Consider the following 16,134-nt stretch of genomic DNA (forward strand, 5'->3'; position numbering starts at 1 on the left):
GCATACCGCGCGGTAGGGTCGCCCGCATGTGCAGCATCTCCGGCCGTACGAGCCGCACCGGCCGTACGGGACGCCCGCGAAGCGCCGAGGCCGACCAGGCCATCCTCGACGCCACCCGCGCCGCGCTCGTCGAACTCGGCTGGGGAAAGCTGACGATGGGAGACGTCGCCGCGCGGGCCGGAGTGGCGAAGACCACCCTCTACCGACGCTGGGCGAACAAGAACGAACTCGTGGTGGACGCGGTCGCGATCCTCTTCGACGAGCTCGAACTCCCCGACCGGGGCGACCTGCAGGCGGACATCGAGGATGTGGTGCTGCAGTTCGGGGCACTGCTGGAGCGGCCGGAGACCAAGACCGCGCTGATGGCGGTGGTCGCGGAGTCGACGCGTGACGAGGTGCTGAGGACCCGTATCCGATCGGCCATCGTGGACCGCCAGAAGCGGCTGGTGCTGCTCGGCCGCGAGCGTGCCCAGGCCCGGGGCGAACTGCCGCCCGACGCGCCGGGCACGGAGGGCGCGGCGGCCGCGGCACGCGCCGTGGACCTGATCTTCGACGTTGCGGCGGGTGCCGTGGTGCACCGATCGCTGGTGAGCGGCGAGCGGGTGGACGAGAACTGGGCCCGGGACTTCACGGCCGTCCTGCTCTGCGGACTCGGGGCGGTGGGCCGGCCGGACTGACCGGCGGACCGGGGCCTTTCGGACGTCCGGCGCCGAGGCGTCGGACCGTCCGGCGCCGGGGCCCGCACTGCCGGTGAGAGCCCGCAACAAGCACCCCACGAAGTTCTCGGACCCGGCGAAGCCAAGGAAATTCCCTGAAAACAAGCGCACAGGGACGAATGGTCCGCTTCATGTCAAGCCAGTATCAGTGCCTTTTCCGGCGGATCCGCTATCACCCCCCTTCCGCCGGCATGGAGACGCCCGTATCCCCTGAGCCAGACTCGTTGACGTGCCAAGATCACCACGTCGAGCGCCCGGACCCGTGCGCGGAGCCCCTCCCGAGGGCCGCGGCGCGCTGACATGTGACTGCCCATGGCCGTGTAAGAGGGACGGCCGTCCGACGGGTCTCCCCCACGAACCGCCGTCCGTGAGTCGTGCCATGCACGTCACGTGGGAGCTGTCCTGCACACCACAGGCATCCGCGCACGCTCGCGCTCTCGTGGGTGAGCGGCTGGAGTTCTACGGATTGGGCGAACTGGCCGAGAACGCGCTCGTCGTCACCTCGGAGATGGTGACGAACGCAGTCCGCCACGGGACGAGCCATTCCGGCGTCGACCTCGCGCTCCAGTTGACCGGCGACGCTCCTGAACACTGCTGCGTGCATGTCGTCGTACGCGATCACGGCCCGGGGGCCGATCTGCTCAGGCTCCATCACGAGTCAGCGCCGAGCGACGTCCTCGCCGCTTCCGGACGTGGCCTGGTTCTGATCGAGGAGTTGGCGCAGGCGTGGGGTGACACCAACGGGCCCGACGGTCACACCGTTTGGGCCTGCCTGCGCTGCGAACGCAGCGGCCAATCCGGTCGGGCACCACGAGCCACGGGCGCCTGATCGCCGTGGTCGCGCCCCGGCCTCCGCGCCGCCGCGCCGCCCCGTCGCACCGGCGGTACGCGGGGCGCATCGTCTACTGATCGTCGTCGGGCATGGATCGGCTGTGCTCGAGGAGACTCACGATCCAGTCCGTCAGCCACGCCCGCTCTTCTTGGTCGAGATGGCCGAAGAAGTAACGGTCATGACGGTCTACGGTGGCGCTGAGTTCGGGAACCAGGGCCTGCCCCGCCTCGGTGAGGGTGAGCAACAGGCTGCGTCGCGACGAGGGGTGGAGTTCCCGCGCCATGAGCCCCTTGGCCACGAGACGGTCGACCAGCCGTGAGACCGCGCCGGGGTCGATTTGCATGATCTCGGCGACTTCCCTGGCCGTGGTGGCATCGCGTCGATGGACCGTGATGAGCACGTCCCACTGCGAGACAGTCACCCCGTGCTTGGCAAGCTCCTGCTCGAGGCGGGCGGCGACCGTGTCGGACAGCCGGCGGAGCCAGAAGCCGAGATACCCCTCGAGACCCCTCAGTGACGGTTCCATCACAGTCACCTTATGGGAGCGCCCGGGCACCCGGCACCCACGCGGGCCTGTGCACGCCGACCACGCTCGGCTGGACCCGGAAAAATGCCTACAAATGCCTTGACAACAGTTGTCTAGGCACTAGAGTGTCATGTACGACATTCAAAGAGATCGTCAGCGGACGATCACCGCCCAGGGCGTGCGGACGGCGAGCGCCTGATCCGCGATCCGCACCACTGCGACCAGGCACAAAGACCCACCGTGCGCCCCTGGGCAGACCACTGGTCGGCGAGCAGCACGGGAGCCCCTTTGGAAGGCCTGTCCTGCGGCACGAAGATCTCTTGACCCTTCCGTGGGCCGGGGATCCTCACTCAGCCAGAGATTCACAGTCGAGGAAGACGGCCGACTCACGGCGAACACCGCGACGCCCGATGCGGGCGATCGAGCTTCCTTGTCCGCCCCTCGGCCATATGTCCTCACTCCGGAACTGCCTCCCTCACGGACGCAGCGCCGCACGTGAGCCCCGACGGAAAGAGCACCGCCGAAAAGCCGAAGCACCGTACGGCGGAACTCTGACCACCCGTCGTCCGGGCCGCATCCAGTACCAACGGCAGAATTGCGCCTGCGTGCGCACTGCACGACGGAAGCAAGGGTTTGTCCGTCATGTATCCCTCTTACGCACTCGCCGATCTGCCTCTCAGCAGGTGGACAGCGGACAGCGAATCCCGGATCATCCGGTCCGTTGGAGCAATATTCGAAGACCCGTCGGCGCAGGAGTCCCTGGAACGCGGTTGCACCACAGCCGAGTTCTTCGACGTCGGTACGGGTACGGCAGCGGAAAGAGCGCTGCGCGAGGCGGTTCACGGAAACACGGCCTCCCTCCTCCACAGGAACGGCCGGCCGCTCCTGGCACACCTCGGTCCCCTCGAGGATCCGGAAGGCAGAGTTTCCGGATCGTACGGGTACGCAATCGACATCACTTCTCTCGTCCGAAGCGAGGAGGAATTCCTTCTGTCGGCCGAGAAGTCCCGCCGGTTGTCCTTCCTCTGCACCGGCGGGGGGCAACTCCTTTGGGCAAGTCCCGAGATGATGGCGTGCATCGGCTTCTCCGGTGCCCCCGTGGACGGCACAGGAGAAGCCGGCCGGATACTCTTCCGGCAGCTGGGGACGAACGAGGTGATGGAGAAGCTGGGCTCCGTGCACAGGACGGTGACACTGGAGGCCCTCGGCAGCACGACTCACGTGGACGGTTTCCTCTTCCCCGTGCGGCGGGGCGACGGAACCATCGTGGTGGGCGGGATCCTGAGAAGAGTTTTCCGGGACAATCCGCTCACGGAGTCGAAGCCTCCCGAAGAAGGGTATCTGGCACGCTGCCTCGAACTCCTCTCCATTCGCGCCTACGTCCAGGACTCCCGTCAGCGCATCACCTGGGTCAGCCCCGCAGTTTCCCGGGACCTCGGCATCACGATGAACGACATCGTGGGCCGGACGCCGGCCGAACTGGGCAACGTGGCAGCGGAAATCTTCGGTGCCCGCGAGGGTCCGGTCACGGCGGAGCAGTCCGCTCGGCCGTTCCAGGCGTCCTTCCGACGCGACGACGGTTCCATGGGAAGCTGCCGGGGATATCGCTTCCCGGTCCATGGCTCGTCCGACAGGAGCGTGGGCGGCGTCTTCATCGACACGAGCGAAGTAGCGCTTCTCCGTCACCGGCTCGCCGAACGTGAAGCATGCTGGACCGTGTTGTACGAAAGGTCTCCGCTGGCCCACGCCACCACCGACATGGACTTCACGATCACGGATGCGAACGGCGCCTTCGCGGAGTTCACCGAGGGAATCCGGTCCGAAATCCGAGGAAAGAACATACAGGGGTTCCTGCCCGACGCGGAACTGGAGCGAAATTCCAAGGTGTTGAGCGATCTCGCCGCCGGACGGCGTTCACAGTGCCGCATCCACACGCTCTTCACGGGCACGGCCGGAACAAGGACGCCGGCTTCCGTGCTCGTCGCCGCGATCCGGGACAGCAGTGGTCGGCCTCGATCGATGCTCTGGATCATCGAGAGCAAGAAGGCCGCAATACCGCGGCAGGAAGGCCAGGTGAGTCACACACTGGAAACGGCCGATCACCGGCTGCTCTGTGCCGTCGCCGCCGGCTCCAGTGACAGTCAGGCGGCACGCCTCCTCGGTATCGGGGAATCGACCGTACGGCTGCGGCTGGCCAGTATGCGCCGCCGCCTGGGAGCGAGGAACCGCGCGCATCTCGTGGCGCGCGCCTACGAGCAGGGCATCCTGACCGGGACCTGTGTGCATGCCCTGAGCGGATGACGAACTCCGCGACGCGGCCCCGAGGCCCGCTCTTGCGGCCTTGGGCACCCCTGGAACCGTTTTGGCAGCCTTGGGTGCCATGAGCACACCGTCGAGATCCGCCGGCGCACGTCGCCCCTCGCATCCCGCACCGCCGGGCAGCGCCGCGAAGATCCTCGTCGTCGACGACGACCCGGACGTACGCGCCGCTGTCGAGGACGGCGTCCTCATCGAAGGCTTCACCGTCCGCGGAGCGGCGGACAGGCTCGACGCGCTGAGTGCCGTGGCCGCGTGGCAGCCGGACGCCGTAGTGCTCAATGTGCTCATGCCCGCCCTCGACGGGCTCGCGGTCTGCCGCCGGCTGCGCGGGCTCGGCGACCGTACTCCCGTCCTCGTCCTGACCAGCTCGACGCCGTGAGCGAGCGCGTCGACGGCCTCGACGCCGGAGCCGACGACTACCTCGTCAAGCCCTTCGCGCTGGACGAACTGACCGCGCGCGTACGGGCCCTACTGCGACGCGCGGCCCCGGACGCCCGCGGGGCCCCTCGGACCTCCTTCGCCGACCTCGTGGTGGACCCCGCAACGCGCACCGGCGTACGCGGCGGACGGCGGCTGGAGTTCAGCCGGACCGAGTTCGCGCTGCTGGAACAACCTCCTGGACAACGCGGCGAAGTTCAGTCCGCCCGGGGGCCCGGTCGAGACGGCGCTGACGGTGGTGCGCGGTGTACCGCACCTGGTCGTACGGGACCACGGGCCCGGTATCGCGGCAGCCGATCTCCCGTACGTCTTCGACCGCTTCTACCGCGCGGACGCGGCCCGGGCGCTGCCGGGCTCGGGGCTCGGTCTCGCGATGGTCCGGCGTATCGCACTGGCCCACGGTGCGGAGCCGCAGGCGGGGGGGGCGCCGGGCGGCGGCGCGGTCTTCACCGTCCGCTTCCCGCGCCTGGGCTGACCGGGACGGCGGCACCGTGCACGCAGACTTCCCCGCAGCGCGCCCGGTCCCGGCGGCCGGGAAGGCCGCCGGGACCGGGTGGGCCGATCGGGCGGGTCGGGCACACGGGCCGGATGGACGGCATCCGGCCGGGCGGCGACCGTCCGGTGAGCGGGCCGTCAGAAGCCGGCGGGCTCCGTGTAGGTGCCCCACTCGTCGCGCAGCACGCCGCAGATCTCGCCGAGGGTGGCCTCCGCCCGTACGGCGTCCAGCATCGGTTCGATCATGTTGCCGCCACCGCGGGCCGCCGCGACCATGGCGTCCAGGGCGGTGCGGACGCGCTCGTCTTCCCGGGCGGCCTTGCGGTCGGCGAGGACGCGCACCTGCTCGCGCTCGACCTCATGGCTGACGCGCAGGATCTCCAGGTCGCCGGTGACGGAACCGGTGTGGCAGTTGACGCCCACGACCCGCTTGTCGCCCTTCTCCAGTGCCTGCTGGTACTGGAAGGCCGACTCGGCGATCTCACCGGTGAACCAGCCGTCCTCGATACCGCGCAGGATGCCCGAGGTGACCGGCCCGATCGGGTGCTTGCCGTCGGGGTGGGCCCGCAGGCCCCGCTCCTTGATGCGGTCGAAGATCTTCTCGGCGTCTTCCTCGATACGGTCGGTCAGCGCCTCCACGTACCAGGAACCGCCCAGCGGGTCCGCCACGTTCGCGACGCCGGTCTCCTCCATGAGCACCTGCTGGGTGCGCAGCGCGATCTCCGCCGCCTGCTCGCTCGGGAGGGCGAGGGTCTCGTCGAGGGCGTTGGTGTGCAGGGAGTTGGTGCCGCCGAGGACGGCGGCCAGCGCCTCGACCGCGGTCCGTACGACGTTGTTGTACGGCTGCTGGGCGGTCAGCGAGACGCCCGCGGTCTGGGTGTGGAAGCGCAGCCACTGCGCCTTCTCGGAGGTGGCGCCGTAGACCTCGCGCATCCACCGGGCCCAGATGCGGCGCGCGGCGCGGAACTTGGCGATCTCCTCGAAGAAGTCGACGTGTGCGTCGAAGAAGAAGGAGAGGCCGGGGGCGAAGGTGTTGACGTCCAGGCCCCGGGAGAGTCCCAGCTCGACGTAGCCGAAGCCGTCGGCGAGCGTGTACGCCAGCTCCTGCGCGGCCGTCGCGCCCGCCTCGCGGATGTGGTAGCCGGAGACCGAGAGCGGCTTGTACGCGGGGATGGAGCGCGTGCAGTGCTCCATCAGGTCACCGATCAGGCGCAGATGGGGCTCGGGCTGGAACAGCCACTCCTTCTGCGCGATGTACTCCTTGAAGATGTCGGTCTGCAGGGTGCCGTTGAGGACGCCCGGATCGATGCCCTGGCGCTCGGCGGCCACCAGGTACATGCAGAAGACCGGCACGGCCGGACCGCTGATGGTCATCGACGTGGTCACGTCGCCGAGCGGGATGTCCTTGAACAGGACCTCCATGTCGGCGGCCGAGTCGATCGCGACCCCGCAGTGGCCGACCTCGCCGAGGGAGCGCGGATCGTCGGAGTCGCGGCCCATGAGCGTCGGCATGTCAAAGGCCACGCTGAGCCCGCCGCCGCCGTTGGCCAGGATCATCTTGTAGCGCTCGTTCGTCTGCTCGGCGTTGCCGAAGCCCGCGAACTGGCGGATGGTCCAGGTGCGGCCTCGGTATCCGGTGGCGTGCAGGCCGCGGGTGTACGGGTACTCGCCGGGCCAGCCGATCCGCTCGAAGCCGGGAACGGTGCTCCCGGGCGGCGGTCCGTAGACGGGCTCCACGGAGTCTCCGGAGAGCGTGGTGAAGTCCGCGTCCCGCTTGCGGGAGGCGTCGTACCGGGCCTGCCAGCGGCGGCGGCCCTCTTCGATCGCGTCGGCGTCCATACTGCAAATTTACTAGGACGTCCTAGTAATTGTCGACGGGAGTCCGCCGGCGCGGCGGCTGCGAAGCGGTCGCCCTACACCTTGACCGGTCGGCCCGGCACGTCGCTGACCAGCGGCTTCACCCGGGCGACGACCCTCGGCTCCACGAAGAAGGCGGCGAACGGAATCGTCCCGGAGAGCAGCACCCAGAGCAGCGTGCCGAAGTCCCACTTCGCCTTGGACCCCAGGTCGAAGGTCACGACCAGGTAGACGATGTAGAGCAGGCCGTGGATCTGCGAGACGACGAAGGTGACATCCTCGCCCGTCTTGAAGCCGTACTTGAAGACCATGCAGGTGCACAGCACCAGCAGCATGACGGCGGTGACGTAGGCCATCACCCGGTAACGGGTCAGCACGCTCTTCTTCATGGCACACGAGCGTAACCGCAGGTGCCGGGAGACCCTCGGGCGGGCCCCGGGCCGGCGCCGACCGCTCACCGGCGACCCGGCGTCACTGGTCCCCGAAGTCCTGCGCCGCGATCCGCAGCGGCCGCAGCAGGGCGAAGATCTCCTCGCACTCCTCGGCGTCGTAGACCCCGAGGCCGAAGTCCATCGACATCAGGTCGCGCGTCGCGTCGTCCACGACCTTCCGGCCCTTCTCGGTGATGGAGGCCAGTGTCCCGCGCCCGTCGTTCGGATTGGGCCGCTTGTCGACCAAGCCCGACTTGACCAGGCGGTCCACGGTGTTCGTCACCGAAGTGGGATGGACCATGAGCCGCTCGCCGATCTTCGACATGGGCAGTTCACCCGCCTTGCTGAAGGTGAGCAGGACCAGCGCCTCGTACCGGGCGAACGTCAGACCGTACGGCTTGACGACGGCGTCGACCTTGGCGAGCAGGATCTGGTGGGCGCGCATGATCGAGGTGATCGCGCCCATCGACGGCACGGAACCCCATCGCTGCTTCCAGAGTTCATCGGCACGGGCGATGGGGTCGAAAGGCAGGCTGAGCGGCTTCGGCACGCCTCGACCTTAGCGGCCGCCCACAGGGCGGTCAGCCCCTTCTCACGCTGCGGATCCACGAGAGCAGCAAAGGAGACATGCCGGGCATGTCCGCTGGGTAGATGCGCGGCGACGCAACGTTCTCGGGCCAGGCCGGAGGGCCGGCCCGGAGGGAGGTGCCGTCGGTGCCGATCCACATCCGCTTCGCGGAGGGGGGCCCACTGCGCTGCCGGTTCGCCGTCTCCCCCCTCTGGGAGGTGCGGGAGGCCGTCCGCATGCTCGGGCGCCCGCTGCGCCACGGCCACGGGCTGCCGTGGCTGCGGCGCATGGCGACGGCCGCTGCCGGGCTGGATCTGCGGGCGCTGCGGCTGCTGATGCCGGATCGCGGCCCCGTTCCCGCCTTCCTCTGCCCGCAGCCCGGCGGACCGTTCTCGGTCATCGACGACGAGCTGGCGCAGGTACGGGGCACGGATCCGCACCGGGCGTACGCGGATCTGGCCCGCTCGCTCGCCGCGACCCCGGGTGCCGCCGACGCCCCGCCGGGCCGGGCCCTGCTGGAGGATCCCGGGCGTGCAGTGCGCGATCTTGCGGATCTGCTGGAGCTGGCCTGGCGTGCGCTGGTCTCCCCGGACTGGCCGTGGCTGCAGGGACTGCTGGAGGCGGACATCGCCTTCCACTCCCTGCACTTGGCGGACGGCGGCGCCGAGCGCCTGATCGGCGAGCTGCATCCGCGGCTCGCCCTGGTCCGGGGGACACTCACGGTCCGTGACGGTACGGACGAGGGGAACGGCGAGGACGGCGGGGACGGCGAGGAATCGCGGATCACGGCCGGGGAGGAGTTGCTGGTGGTACCCAGCGTCTTCGTCGGGCCGGACGGGGTGCGCGGATTCGCGCCGGCGCGGGAGCCCGGCAGCGCCCGCCCGAAGGCGGCCACGGTGGTGTATCCGGCGCGCGGGACCGGCGGCCTGTGGACCGAGCCGGGTGGCGGGCCGCCCCAGGCGCTGGCCGCCCTGCTCGGCCGTGGCCGGGCGACCGTACTGGCCGCGCTCGCCGAGCCCGCGACGACCACCGCGCTCGCCCAGCGGCTCGGGCTGGCCCCGTCCTCGGTGTCGGCCCATCTCTCCACGCTGCGCGGGGCGGGCCTGCTGACCTCGTACCGCTTCGGGCACCAAGTCCTCTACGAGCGCACGCCGCTGGGCATCGCGCTGGCGGAGGCCGCCTGAGCGCCGCCCCCGGGACGGGAGGCCGGCGACCCGCGTCAGTCGGCGGGGCCCTCCGCCAGGTGGCGTTCCACCGTCTCCACCTTGGAGTTCAGGCCGTCGGTCACGCCGGGCCTGATGTCGGCCTTGAGGACGAGCGAGACCCGCCCGCCGGCGCTCGCCTCCACGGCCGCGACGGCCCGCTTGACGACGTCCATGACCTCGTCCCACTCGCCCTCCACCGAGGTGAACATAGCGTCCGTACGGTTCGGCAGCCCGGACTCGCGGACCACGCGAACGGCATCGGCGACGTGGGCGCCCACGTCCTCGCCGACGCCCAGCGCGGTGACCGAGAACGCGACGATCATGCGTTGACGATGCCTTCCTTGCGGGCACGGGCGGCGATCACGCTCGCCTCGGCCTCATGGCGCAGCTTGCGATCGGCGAAGAAACCGCCTGTGGGCAGAACGGAGAGGACGAAGTAGAGGGCCGCGGTGCGAAATCCCCACGTGGCGCGGTTCCAGGCGTCGAGCCAGAAGATCACGTACAGGATGAAGAGCACGCCGTGGACCGCGCCCATGACCGGCACCGCGTTGAACTCGGTGGTCCGCTTGAGCACCGAGCAGACGAGCAGAAGCAGAAAGGACACGGCCTCCGGGGCGGAGACCAGGCGCAGTCGGCGGAGGGCGGAAGCCGTCTTGATGTCCACGGGCAGATCCTCTTCGGGTTTGTGAACGGACGCACAAGCGAATCCATTGTGACAGCCCCTCCGCGGCTCCCCTCCGCCCGGGTACCGTCGGCGCGTGGCTCAGTTTCGGATGCACGGCAGCAAAGTGCTCGCCGTCGACATGGCCGGCGAGGCGGTCAAGGCCAAGAACGGCTCGATGATCGCGTACGACGGCGAGATGGCGTTCAAGAAGTTGTCCGGCGGGGGCGACGGTCTCCGCGGCATGGTCACCCGCCGGCTCACCGGCGAGCAGCTCACGGTGATGGAGGTGAAGGGCCGCGGCACCTGCTTCTTCGCCGACCGCGCAAGCGAGATCAACCTGGTGAGCCTGAGCGGCGAGACGCTGTACGTCGAGGCAAGCAATCTGCTGTGCACCGACGGCGGGCTCCGCACCGGCACGACCTTCACCGGGCTGCGCGGCGCCTCGCAGGGCAACGGCCTGTTCACCACGACCGTCGAGGGCACCGGCCAGGCGGCGATCCTCTCGGACGGCCCGGCCGTCGTCCTCCGGGTGACCGCGCAGTACCCGCTCCAGGTGGACCCGGGGGCCTACCTCGCGCACACCGGCAATCTGCGCCAGCACTTCCAGTCGGGCGTGAACTTCCGCACGTTCATCGGGGAGGGCTCGGGCGAGGCCTTCCAGATCCGCTTCGAGGGGGAGGGACTCGTCTACGTGCAGCCCAGCGAGCGCAACACGGTGGGGGGCGAGGTCTGATGCCGTTCCGGGAGATCAACTCCAAGATGGTCGAGGCACGGATCGTGCCCGGTCAGCGGATGTTCAGCCAGCGCGGCGCCATGCTCGCGTACAAGGGCGAGGTGACCTTCACGCCCAACATGCAGGGCGGGCAGGGCGGTCTGACCTCGATGATCGGCCGCCGGGTCGCGGGCGAGGCGGCACCGCTGATGACGGTGGAAGGCAGCGGCACCGTGATGTTCGGCCACGGCGGTCACCACATCCAGGTGATCAACCTCTCCGGCGACACCCTGTACGTGGAGTCCGACCGGCTCCTGGCCTTCGACGGAACCCTGGAGCAGGGCACGATGTTCATGGGCTCGCAGGGGGGCGTGATGGGCATGGTGCGCGGACAGGTCACGGGCCAGGGGCTGTTCACGACCACCCTCAAGGGACACGGCTCGGTCGCCGTGATGGCCCACGGCGGGGTGATCGAGCTGCCGGTCATACCGCAGCGGCCGGTCCACGTCGACCCGCAGGCGTACGTCGCGCACCACGGCGACGTGCGCAACAAGCTGTCCACCGCGCTCGGCTGGCGCGACATGGTCGGGCGCGGTTCCGGCGAGGCCTTCCAGCTCGAACTGTCCGGGAACGGCGCCGTGTTCGTCCAGGCCTCGGAGGAGAAGCTGTGACCGGTCCTGCTGTGTACGACCCGCACACGCTGCCGGTCGACGACAACGTCAACCCGTACACCTTCTGCGTCGACCTGGCCGGCCAGTGGTTCCTGCAGAAGGGGAAGATGATCGCCTACTACGGGCGGATCGACTTCAACGGCATCGGCCACGGCGCCTTCGACGGCCTGGTCGCGGCCAACTTCCATTCCCCGCTGCACGCGCAGGACTGGGTCGTGGCCCAGGGCCAGGGCAAGATGCTGCTCGCCGACCGGGCCTTCGACGTCAACTCCTACGACCTCGACGACGGCAACCTCACCATCCGCTCAGGCAATCTGCTGGCCTTCCAGCCGGGTCTGTCGCTGAAGCAGTCGATCATCCCGGGGTTCCTCACCCTCATCGGCACGGGGAAGTTCGTGGCCGCCTCCAACGGGCCCGTCGAGTTCGTCGAGCCGCCGGTCCGCGTCGACCCGCAGGCCCTTGTGGGCTGGGCCGACTGCCCATCCCCCTGCCACCACTACGACCACCACTACATGCGGGGCGTGCTGGGCAGTCTGCGGGCGCTGACGGGGGTCGGCGGGGCCTCGGGCGAGGAGCACCAATTCGAGTTCGTGGGCGCCGGGCAGGTCCTGCTGCAGTCCACCGAGGTACTCATGGCCGAGCAGGACACCGGGGTCGTACCGCATCAGGCCGGGGTGCCGGGCGGCGGTCACGGCGGTCAGTCCGGGGCTCCGCAGCTCCCTCAACTCCCGGGATCCCTGGGGGGCCTCCAGCGCCGCTTCGGGCTGTGAGCGGTAGTCTGCGGAGTGTAACGTCGAACGCGTGCACCCACGCGTACGTCTCGGGGGGACGGACGGCGTTGCCTGACCAGCCAATAGTCCGTAATTCAACTTTTCTAGGTAGAATCAGTCTATGAAGACCGAGACGGATGTCCGCTGGCTCACCGACCAGGAGCAGCGGGCCTGGCGTACCCACCTTGATGTCAACAAGCTACTCATGCACCAGCTCGAGAAGGATCTTCAGCCGTTCGGCCTGACCAACAACGACTACGAGATCCTGGTGAACCTGTCCGAGTCCGAGGAACAGCGGATGCGGATGAGCGATCTCGCCGCCGCGACGCTCCAGTCGAAGAGCCGCCTCTCCCATCAGATCACACGGATGGAGAATGCGGGTCTGGTTCGCCGGGAGCACTGCGAATCCGACCGCCGGGGCCTGTACGCGGTCCTCACCGACCTGGGCTCCGAGACCATGCGGAAGGTCGCACCGCACCATGTCGAGTCGGTGCGCCGGCACTTCATCGATCTGCTGCCTGCCGAGGAACTCGAAGCGCTGCGCGAGTCCTTGACCCCGGTGGCCCACCATCTGCGCTCTCAGCGGAGCCGCAGCTAGGCCGCCGTTCCCGTACGACCCCGTACGACCCCGTACGACCCCGTACGACCCCGCACGACGCAGCCGGGCCCATGGCGGTACCAGGGGTCCGACCGGCCCGGCCGGCTCCGCCCCTACGAGCCCGGCCGGCTCCGCCCTACGAGCCCCGCCGGCCGACGGCCGGCGCCGTCTCCGCCTCCCCCGCGGCTTCCGCCGTTCCCGCCGCTTCTGCCGATTCTGCCGTCCCCGCAGTCTCCGCCGTCCCCGCCGCTTCTGACGTCCCCGCCGCTTCTGCCGTTCCCGCTGAACGCGACGCCGGACGGAACGCTCGCGACGCCGGACGGGACGCCGGGAGACGCAGCACGAACGCCGCTCCGCCCGCCGGCGCGTCGCCCACCGTCAGCGTTCCCCCGTGCCGCTCCACCACGTCACGGGCGATGGCGAGGCCGAGACCGGCACCGCCGTCGTCCCGGCTGCGGGCGTCGTCCAGGCGCACGAACCGCTCGAAGATCCGCTCCCGTTCGGCCGGGGGCACACCCGCCCCGTCGTCGGTCACCTCCAGCACCGCCCAGCCGTCCTCGGACCTCAGCGTGACACGCACCTCCCCGGCCGCGTGCCGCTGCGCGTTGTCCACGAGATTGCCCAGCACACGCGCCAACTGGCCGCGCGACCCCGCCACCTCCAGCGGCGGCCCGCTCAGCCCGGTGGCCACGGGGACGCGGTCGTGGTGCCGCTGACCCAGCTCCTTCCGCACCATGGCGGCCAGTTCGACCCGGCTGCCCTGCTTGGGCCCCTCGCCCGCGTCGAGCCGGGCCAGCAGCAGCAGGTCGGCGGCGAGCTGCTGAAGCCGTACGGTGTCCGCAACCGCGCCGCCCACATCCAGCAACTCCGGGTGCGCGACCCCCACTTCGAGCTGGGTGCGCAGGCTCGCGATGGGGCTGCGCAGCTCGTGCGAGGCATCGGCGACGAAGCGCCGCTGCCGTTCCACCGCGGCTTCCAGCGCCGCCAGCGTCTCGTTGGTCGTACGGGCCAGGCGTGCGATCTCGTCGCGCGCGTCCGGCTCCGGCACCCGCCGGGACAGATCGGTGGACGACGTGATCGCCGCCATCTCGCCGCGGATGCCCTCGACGGGCCGCAGCGCCCGCCGGGTGACCAGCCAGGTCACGCCCGCGACGACCAGCAGCAGGAGGGGGAGGCCGAGGAGCATGGCGTTGCGCACCACACCGACGGCCTCCTCCTCGGGGGCCAGCGGGGAACCGGCGCGGACGGTGAACGTCGTTCCGCTGGGCGTGGTCGCCTCCACGGAGGCGAAGCGGTAGTCGCCGCTCTCCCCCTCCACCGTCGCGGTGGAGCTGCTGATGTGCGCTTCGTCCGAGCTCTTTCCGGGCTCGGGGTCGCTGTACTCGCTGTCCTCGCTGTCCTCGCCGTCCTCGCCGTCCTCGCCGTCCTGAAGATCCCCGGCGGCCTCACCGGGGTCGGCGCGTTCGTCGGCGTCCTCGTCCTCGCGGCCTTCCCGGTCCTCGGCCCGGTCCTCCGGCCGGCCCCCCTTGCCCCGGTTCTCCCCTCCTCCGGCGGCGCCGGAGCCTGCCGCCGTGCCGTTCACCGCGTTCAGCCCCTCGCTCACGGCCACGGGCCTGCCGCGCTCGTCCAGGACCTGGACCGGGTTCTCGTCCGCGTCCGGCAGGTCGAGCCTGTCGTACGCGACACCCGAGGCGATCCTTCCCGCGACCTCCCGGGCCTCGACCTCCGCCCGCAGGCTGACCTGCCCGTCCAGATTGCCCTGCAGCACCATCAGCACGGCGATGCCCGCGCCGACCAGCGCAAGCGCCACGACCGCGGTCGCGCCGAGCGCGGCGCGGGAGCGCACGGAACCGAAGAACCTACGCACGGTCGGCCACCAGCCGGTACCCGGCGCCGCGCACCGTGCCGATGGTCTGCGCCCCCAGCTTGCGCCGCAGCGCGCTGATGTAGACCTCGACGATGTTGGGGTCCCCGTCGTAGGCGAAGTCCCAGACGTGCTCGAGGATTTCGGACTTGGAGACCACCTCGCCCGCGCGCAGCGCCAGTTGCTCCAGCACCGAGAACTCCTTCGCGGTCAGCGCGACTTCGGTGTCCTGGCGGGTCACGCGCCGGGCCGCCGTGTCCACGCTCAGGTCCCCGACACTCAGCACCGGGGCGGCCGTACGGGCGCGACGGCGCAGCAGGGCGCGTACGCGGGCGAGCAGCACGACGTAGCTGAAGGGCTTGGTCAGGTAGTCGTCGGCGCCGGTGTCCAGCCCCTCGGCCTCGTCGTACTCGCCGTCCTTCGCCGTGAGCATCAGGACCGGGACATCGCTGCCGGCGGCCCGAAGCGCCGCACACACCCGGTATCCGTTCATCCCCGGCAGCATGATGTCGAGGACGATCAGGTCGTACGCGCCCTCGCATGCGCGATGCAGGCCTTCCGTCCCGTCGTGCACCACGTCGACGGCGAAGCCCTCCGCCGTGAGTCCGCGGGCCAGCGACAGGGCGAGCCGCTTCTCGTCCTCGACTATCAGCAAGCGCATGACGCCCAGGCTCCCAGAACGTTCCTGAAGAAACCTTCAGACGCCTTCAGCCTGGCTTCAGCCTCGCTTCGGCACGGTGGTCCCCATCGCAATCAACCGCGATTCACCGCAAAGGGGAGGAACCTCATGAAGCGCAACATCGTGATCGCCACCGTCACCGCGGCGGCCCTGGTCGCCGGTGGCACGGCCAGCGCCGTGGCGCTCACGGGCGACGGCGCCGCGACGGCCGCGCAGCAGCCGTCCGGCGCGAGCCTGCGGGTCGCCGACGACGACCGGGACGACGCCCGCGACGACAGTGACGACCGCGACGACAGCGACCTGGACGACCGGCGGGCCGACGCGGACGACGCCCGGGAGAACCGCGACGACAGCGGCAGCGACGACCGCGGACCCGACGACGCCCGCGAGACCGCGGCCGCGAAGGGCGCGCAGACGGACGCCACCGAGGCCATCGCCGCCGCGCTGCGGGCCGTCCCCGGCACGGTCACCTCGCTCGACCTGGAGGACGACGGCCCGGTCTACGCCTGGGCCCTCGAAGTCCAGGGCCGGGACGGCAAGGAGCGCGACGTGCTTGTCGACCTGAAGACGGGCAAGGTCGGCCAGGGACCGGCGGAAGCGGACGACCGCGACGACCGGGATGGTGACGACGACCGCGCCGACGACCGGGACGACCGGGACGACCGCGAGGATCACCGGCACGGAGACGACGACCGGCGGGACGAAGGCACAGGCGACCGGGACGACGACCGCGGCCAGGACGACTGACCGCCCACGGCGCACATTCCCCGCGCACGAACGGGCCCGGGG

General features: G+C 70.2%; 17 protein-coding genes and 2 pseudogenes. 11 read left to right on the plus strand and 8 right to left on the minus strand.

The window, feature by feature from the left end:
- Positions 1–26: 26 nt before the first annotated feature.
- Positions 27–677 (plus strand): TetR/AcrR family transcriptional regulator, encoded by a 651-nt coding sequence (locus tag AB0M26_RS05505; protein ID WP_365254894.1) that lies wholly within the window; start codon positions 27–29, stop codon positions 675–677.
- A 418-nt stretch (positions 678–1,095) separates the two neighbouring features.
- Complete coding sequence (locus AB0M26_RS05510) at positions 1,096–1,545, plus strand: ATP-binding protein (protein ID WP_365254897.1); 450 nt, start codon at positions 1,096–1,098, stop codon at positions 1,543–1,545.
- A gap of 73 nt (positions 1,546–1,618) precedes the next feature.
- On the opposite strand, the gene AB0M26_RS05515 is transcribed toward AB0M26_RS05510, so the two are convergent.
- A complete protein-coding gene (locus tag AB0M26_RS05515) occupies positions 1,619–2,074 on the minus strand; it encodes a MarR family transcriptional regulator (RefSeq protein ID WP_365254900.1) in 456 nt (151 codons plus the stop codon).
- Positions 2,075–2,716: 642 nt separating this feature from the next.
- Here AB0M26_RS05515 and AB0M26_RS05520 point away from each other — a divergent pair.
- From AB0M26_RS05520 to AB0M26_RS05530, 3 genes and pseudogenes are all read left to right on the plus strand, one after another.
- Positions 2,717–4,375 (plus strand): PAS domain-containing protein, encoded by a 1,659-nt coding sequence (locus AB0M26_RS05520; RefSeq protein WP_365254903.1) that lies wholly within the window; start codon positions 2,717–2,719, stop codon positions 4,373–4,375.
- A 79-nt stretch (positions 4,376–4,454) separates the two neighbouring features.
- Positions 4,455–5,017, plus strand: a pseudogene (locus AB0M26_RS05525) (response regulator transcription factor); the annotation flags it as partial.
- A pseudogene (locus tag AB0M26_RS05530) lies at positions 5,004–5,306 on the plus strand (sensor histidine kinase); the annotation flags it as partial. The pseudogenes AB0M26_RS05525 and AB0M26_RS05530, both read left to right, overlap by 14 nt.
- 158 nt (positions 5,307–5,464) lie before the next feature.
- On the opposite strand, the gene AB0M26_RS05535 reads toward AB0M26_RS05530, so the two are convergent.
- The 3 genes from AB0M26_RS05535 to AB0M26_RS05545 all read right to left on the minus strand — a co-directional run bounded on the left by AB0M26_RS05535 (position 5,465) and on the right by AB0M26_RS05545 (position 8,164).
- Positions 5,465–7,165 (minus strand): methylmalonyl-CoA mutase family protein, encoded by a 1,701-nt coding sequence (locus AB0M26_RS05535; RefSeq protein WP_365254906.1) that lies wholly within the window; start codon positions 7,163–7,165, stop codon positions 5,465–5,467.
- A gap of 74 nt (positions 7,166–7,239) precedes the next feature.
- A complete protein-coding gene (locus tag AB0M26_RS05540) occupies positions 7,240–7,572 on the minus strand; it encodes a DUF3817 domain-containing protein (RefSeq protein WP_365254909.1) in 333 nt (110 codons plus the stop codon).
- Between the two features lie 82 nt (positions 7,573–7,654).
- Positions 7,655–8,164: a MarR family transcriptional regulator gene (locus AB0M26_RS05545; RefSeq protein WP_365254912.1), complete on the minus strand. Its 510-nt coding sequence runs from the start codon at positions 8,162–8,164 to the stop codon at positions 7,655–7,657.
- 164 nt (positions 8,165–8,328) lie between these two features.
- On the opposite strand from AB0M26_RS05545, the gene AB0M26_RS05550 reads away from it, so the two are divergent.
- The gene (locus tag AB0M26_RS05550; RefSeq protein ID WP_365254915.1) at positions 8,329–9,366 is read left to right on the plus strand and encodes a winged helix-turn-helix domain-containing protein; all 1,038 of its coding nucleotides are present in this window, start codon (positions 8,329–8,331) and stop codon (positions 9,364–9,366) included.
- Positions 9,367–9,401: 35 nt separating this feature from the next.
- On the opposite strand, the gene AB0M26_RS05555 is transcribed toward AB0M26_RS05550, so the two are convergent.
- Positions 9,402–9,710 (minus strand): MTH1187 family thiamine-binding protein, encoded by a 309-nt coding sequence (locus tag AB0M26_RS05555; protein WP_365254918.1) that lies wholly within the window; start codon positions 9,708–9,710, stop codon positions 9,402–9,404.
- Positions 9,707–10,051: a DUF3817 domain-containing protein gene (locus AB0M26_RS05560; protein ID WP_365254921.1), complete on the minus strand. Its 345-nt coding sequence runs from the start codon at positions 10,049–10,051 to the stop codon at positions 9,707–9,709. The genes AB0M26_RS05555 and AB0M26_RS05560 overlap by 4 nt, the downstream gene beginning before the upstream one ends.
- 94 nt (positions 10,052–10,145) lie before the next feature.
- On the opposite strand from AB0M26_RS05560, the gene AB0M26_RS05565 reads away from it, so the two are divergent.
- The 4 genes from AB0M26_RS05565 to AB0M26_RS05580 all read left to right on the plus strand — a co-directional run bounded on the left by AB0M26_RS05565 (position 10,146) and on the right by AB0M26_RS05580 (position 12,802).
- Entirely contained in the window at positions 10,146–10,784 is a 639-nt protein-coding gene (locus tag AB0M26_RS05565) for an AIM24 family protein (protein ID WP_365254924.1), read from the plus strand.
- Positions 10,784–11,434 carry an AIM24 family protein gene (locus AB0M26_RS05570; RefSeq protein ID WP_365254927.1) on the plus strand — a complete coding sequence of 217 codons (651 nt, stop codon included), beginning with the start codon at positions 10,784–10,786 and terminating at the stop codon, positions 11,432–11,434. The genes AB0M26_RS05565 and AB0M26_RS05570 overlap by 1 nt, the downstream gene beginning before the upstream one ends.
- Positions 11,431–12,204 carry an AIM24 family protein gene (locus AB0M26_RS05575; protein ID WP_365254930.1) on the plus strand — a complete coding sequence of 258 codons (774 nt, stop codon included), beginning with the start codon at positions 11,431–11,433 and terminating at the stop codon, positions 12,202–12,204. Before AB0M26_RS05570 ends, AB0M26_RS05575 begins: the two co-directional genes overlap by 4 nt.
- 121 nt (positions 12,205–12,325) lie before the next feature.
- Entirely contained in the window at positions 12,326–12,802 is a 477-nt protein-coding gene (locus AB0M26_RS05580) for a MarR family transcriptional regulator (protein ID WP_365254933.1), read from the plus strand.
- A gap of 136 nt (positions 12,803–12,938) precedes the next feature.
- On the opposite strand, the gene AB0M26_RS05585 is transcribed toward AB0M26_RS05580, so the two are convergent.
- Positions 12,939–14,669 (minus strand): HAMP domain-containing sensor histidine kinase, encoded by a 1,731-nt coding sequence (locus AB0M26_RS05585; protein ID WP_365254936.1) that lies wholly within the window; start codon positions 14,667–14,669, stop codon positions 12,939–12,941.
- The gene (locus AB0M26_RS05590; RefSeq protein WP_365254939.1) at positions 14,662–15,327 is read right to left on the minus strand and encodes a response regulator transcription factor; all 666 of its coding nucleotides are present in this window, start codon (positions 15,325–15,327) and stop codon (positions 14,662–14,664) included. The genes AB0M26_RS05585 and AB0M26_RS05590 overlap by 8 nt, the downstream gene beginning before the upstream one ends.
- A 126-nt stretch (positions 15,328–15,453) precedes the next feature.
- Between AB0M26_RS05590 and AB0M26_RS05595 the strand changes: the two genes are divergently transcribed.
- Complete coding sequence (locus AB0M26_RS05595) at positions 15,454–16,092, plus strand: PepSY domain-containing protein (RefSeq protein ID WP_365254942.1); 639 nt, start codon at positions 15,454–15,456, stop codon at positions 16,090–16,092.
- The last annotated feature ends 42 nt before the right edge of the window (positions 16,093–16,134 follow it).

Source organism: Streptomyces sp. NPDC051776 (assembly GCF_040681345.1).
GTDB lineage: Bacteria > Actinomycetota > Actinomycetes > Streptomycetales > Streptomycetaceae > Streptomyces.

Excerpts from the sequence above, each read along its gene's own strand:
- AB0M26_RS05505 (WP_365254894.1), top strand. The coding sequence starts at position 27 with ATGTGCAGCATCTCCGGCCGTACGAGCCGCACCGGCCGTACGGGACGC.
- AB0M26_RS05510 (WP_365254897.1), top strand. The coding sequence starts at position 1,096 with ATGCACGTCACGTGGGAGCTGTCCTGCACACCACAGGCATCCGCGCAC.
- AB0M26_RS05515 (WP_365254900.1), bottom strand. The coding sequence starts at position 2,074 with ATGGAACCGTCACTGAGGGGTCTCGAGGGGTATCTCGGCTTCTGGCTC.
- AB0M26_RS05520 (WP_365254903.1), top strand. The coding sequence starts at position 2,717 with ATGTATCCCTCTTACGCACTCGCCGATCTGCCTCTCAGCAGGTGGACA.
- AB0M26_RS05535 (WP_365254906.1), bottom strand. The coding sequence starts at position 7,165 with ATGGACGCCGACGCGATCGAAGAGGGCCGCCGCCGCTGGCAGGCCCGG.
- AB0M26_RS05540 (WP_365254909.1), bottom strand. The coding sequence starts at position 7,572 with ATGAAGAAGAGCGTGCTGACCCGTTACCGGGTGATGGCCTACGTCACC.
- AB0M26_RS05555 (WP_365254918.1), bottom strand. The coding sequence starts at position 9,710 with ATGATCGTCGCGTTCTCGGTCACCGCGCTGGGCGTCGGCGAGGACGTG.
- AB0M26_RS05570 (WP_365254927.1), top strand. The coding sequence starts at position 10,784 with ATGCCGTTCCGGGAGATCAACTCCAAGATGGTCGAGGCACGGATCGTG.
- AB0M26_RS05580 (WP_365254933.1), top strand. The coding sequence starts at position 12,326 with ATGAAGACCGAGACGGATGTCCGCTGGCTCACCGACCAGGAGCAGCGG.
- AB0M26_RS05590 (WP_365254939.1), bottom strand. The coding sequence starts at position 15,327 with ATGCGCTTGCTGATAGTCGAGGACGAGAAGCGGCTCGCCCTGTCGCTG.
- AB0M26_RS05595 (WP_365254942.1), top strand. The coding sequence starts at position 15,454 with ATGAAGCGCAACATCGTGATCGCCACCGTCACCGCGGCGGCCCTGGTC.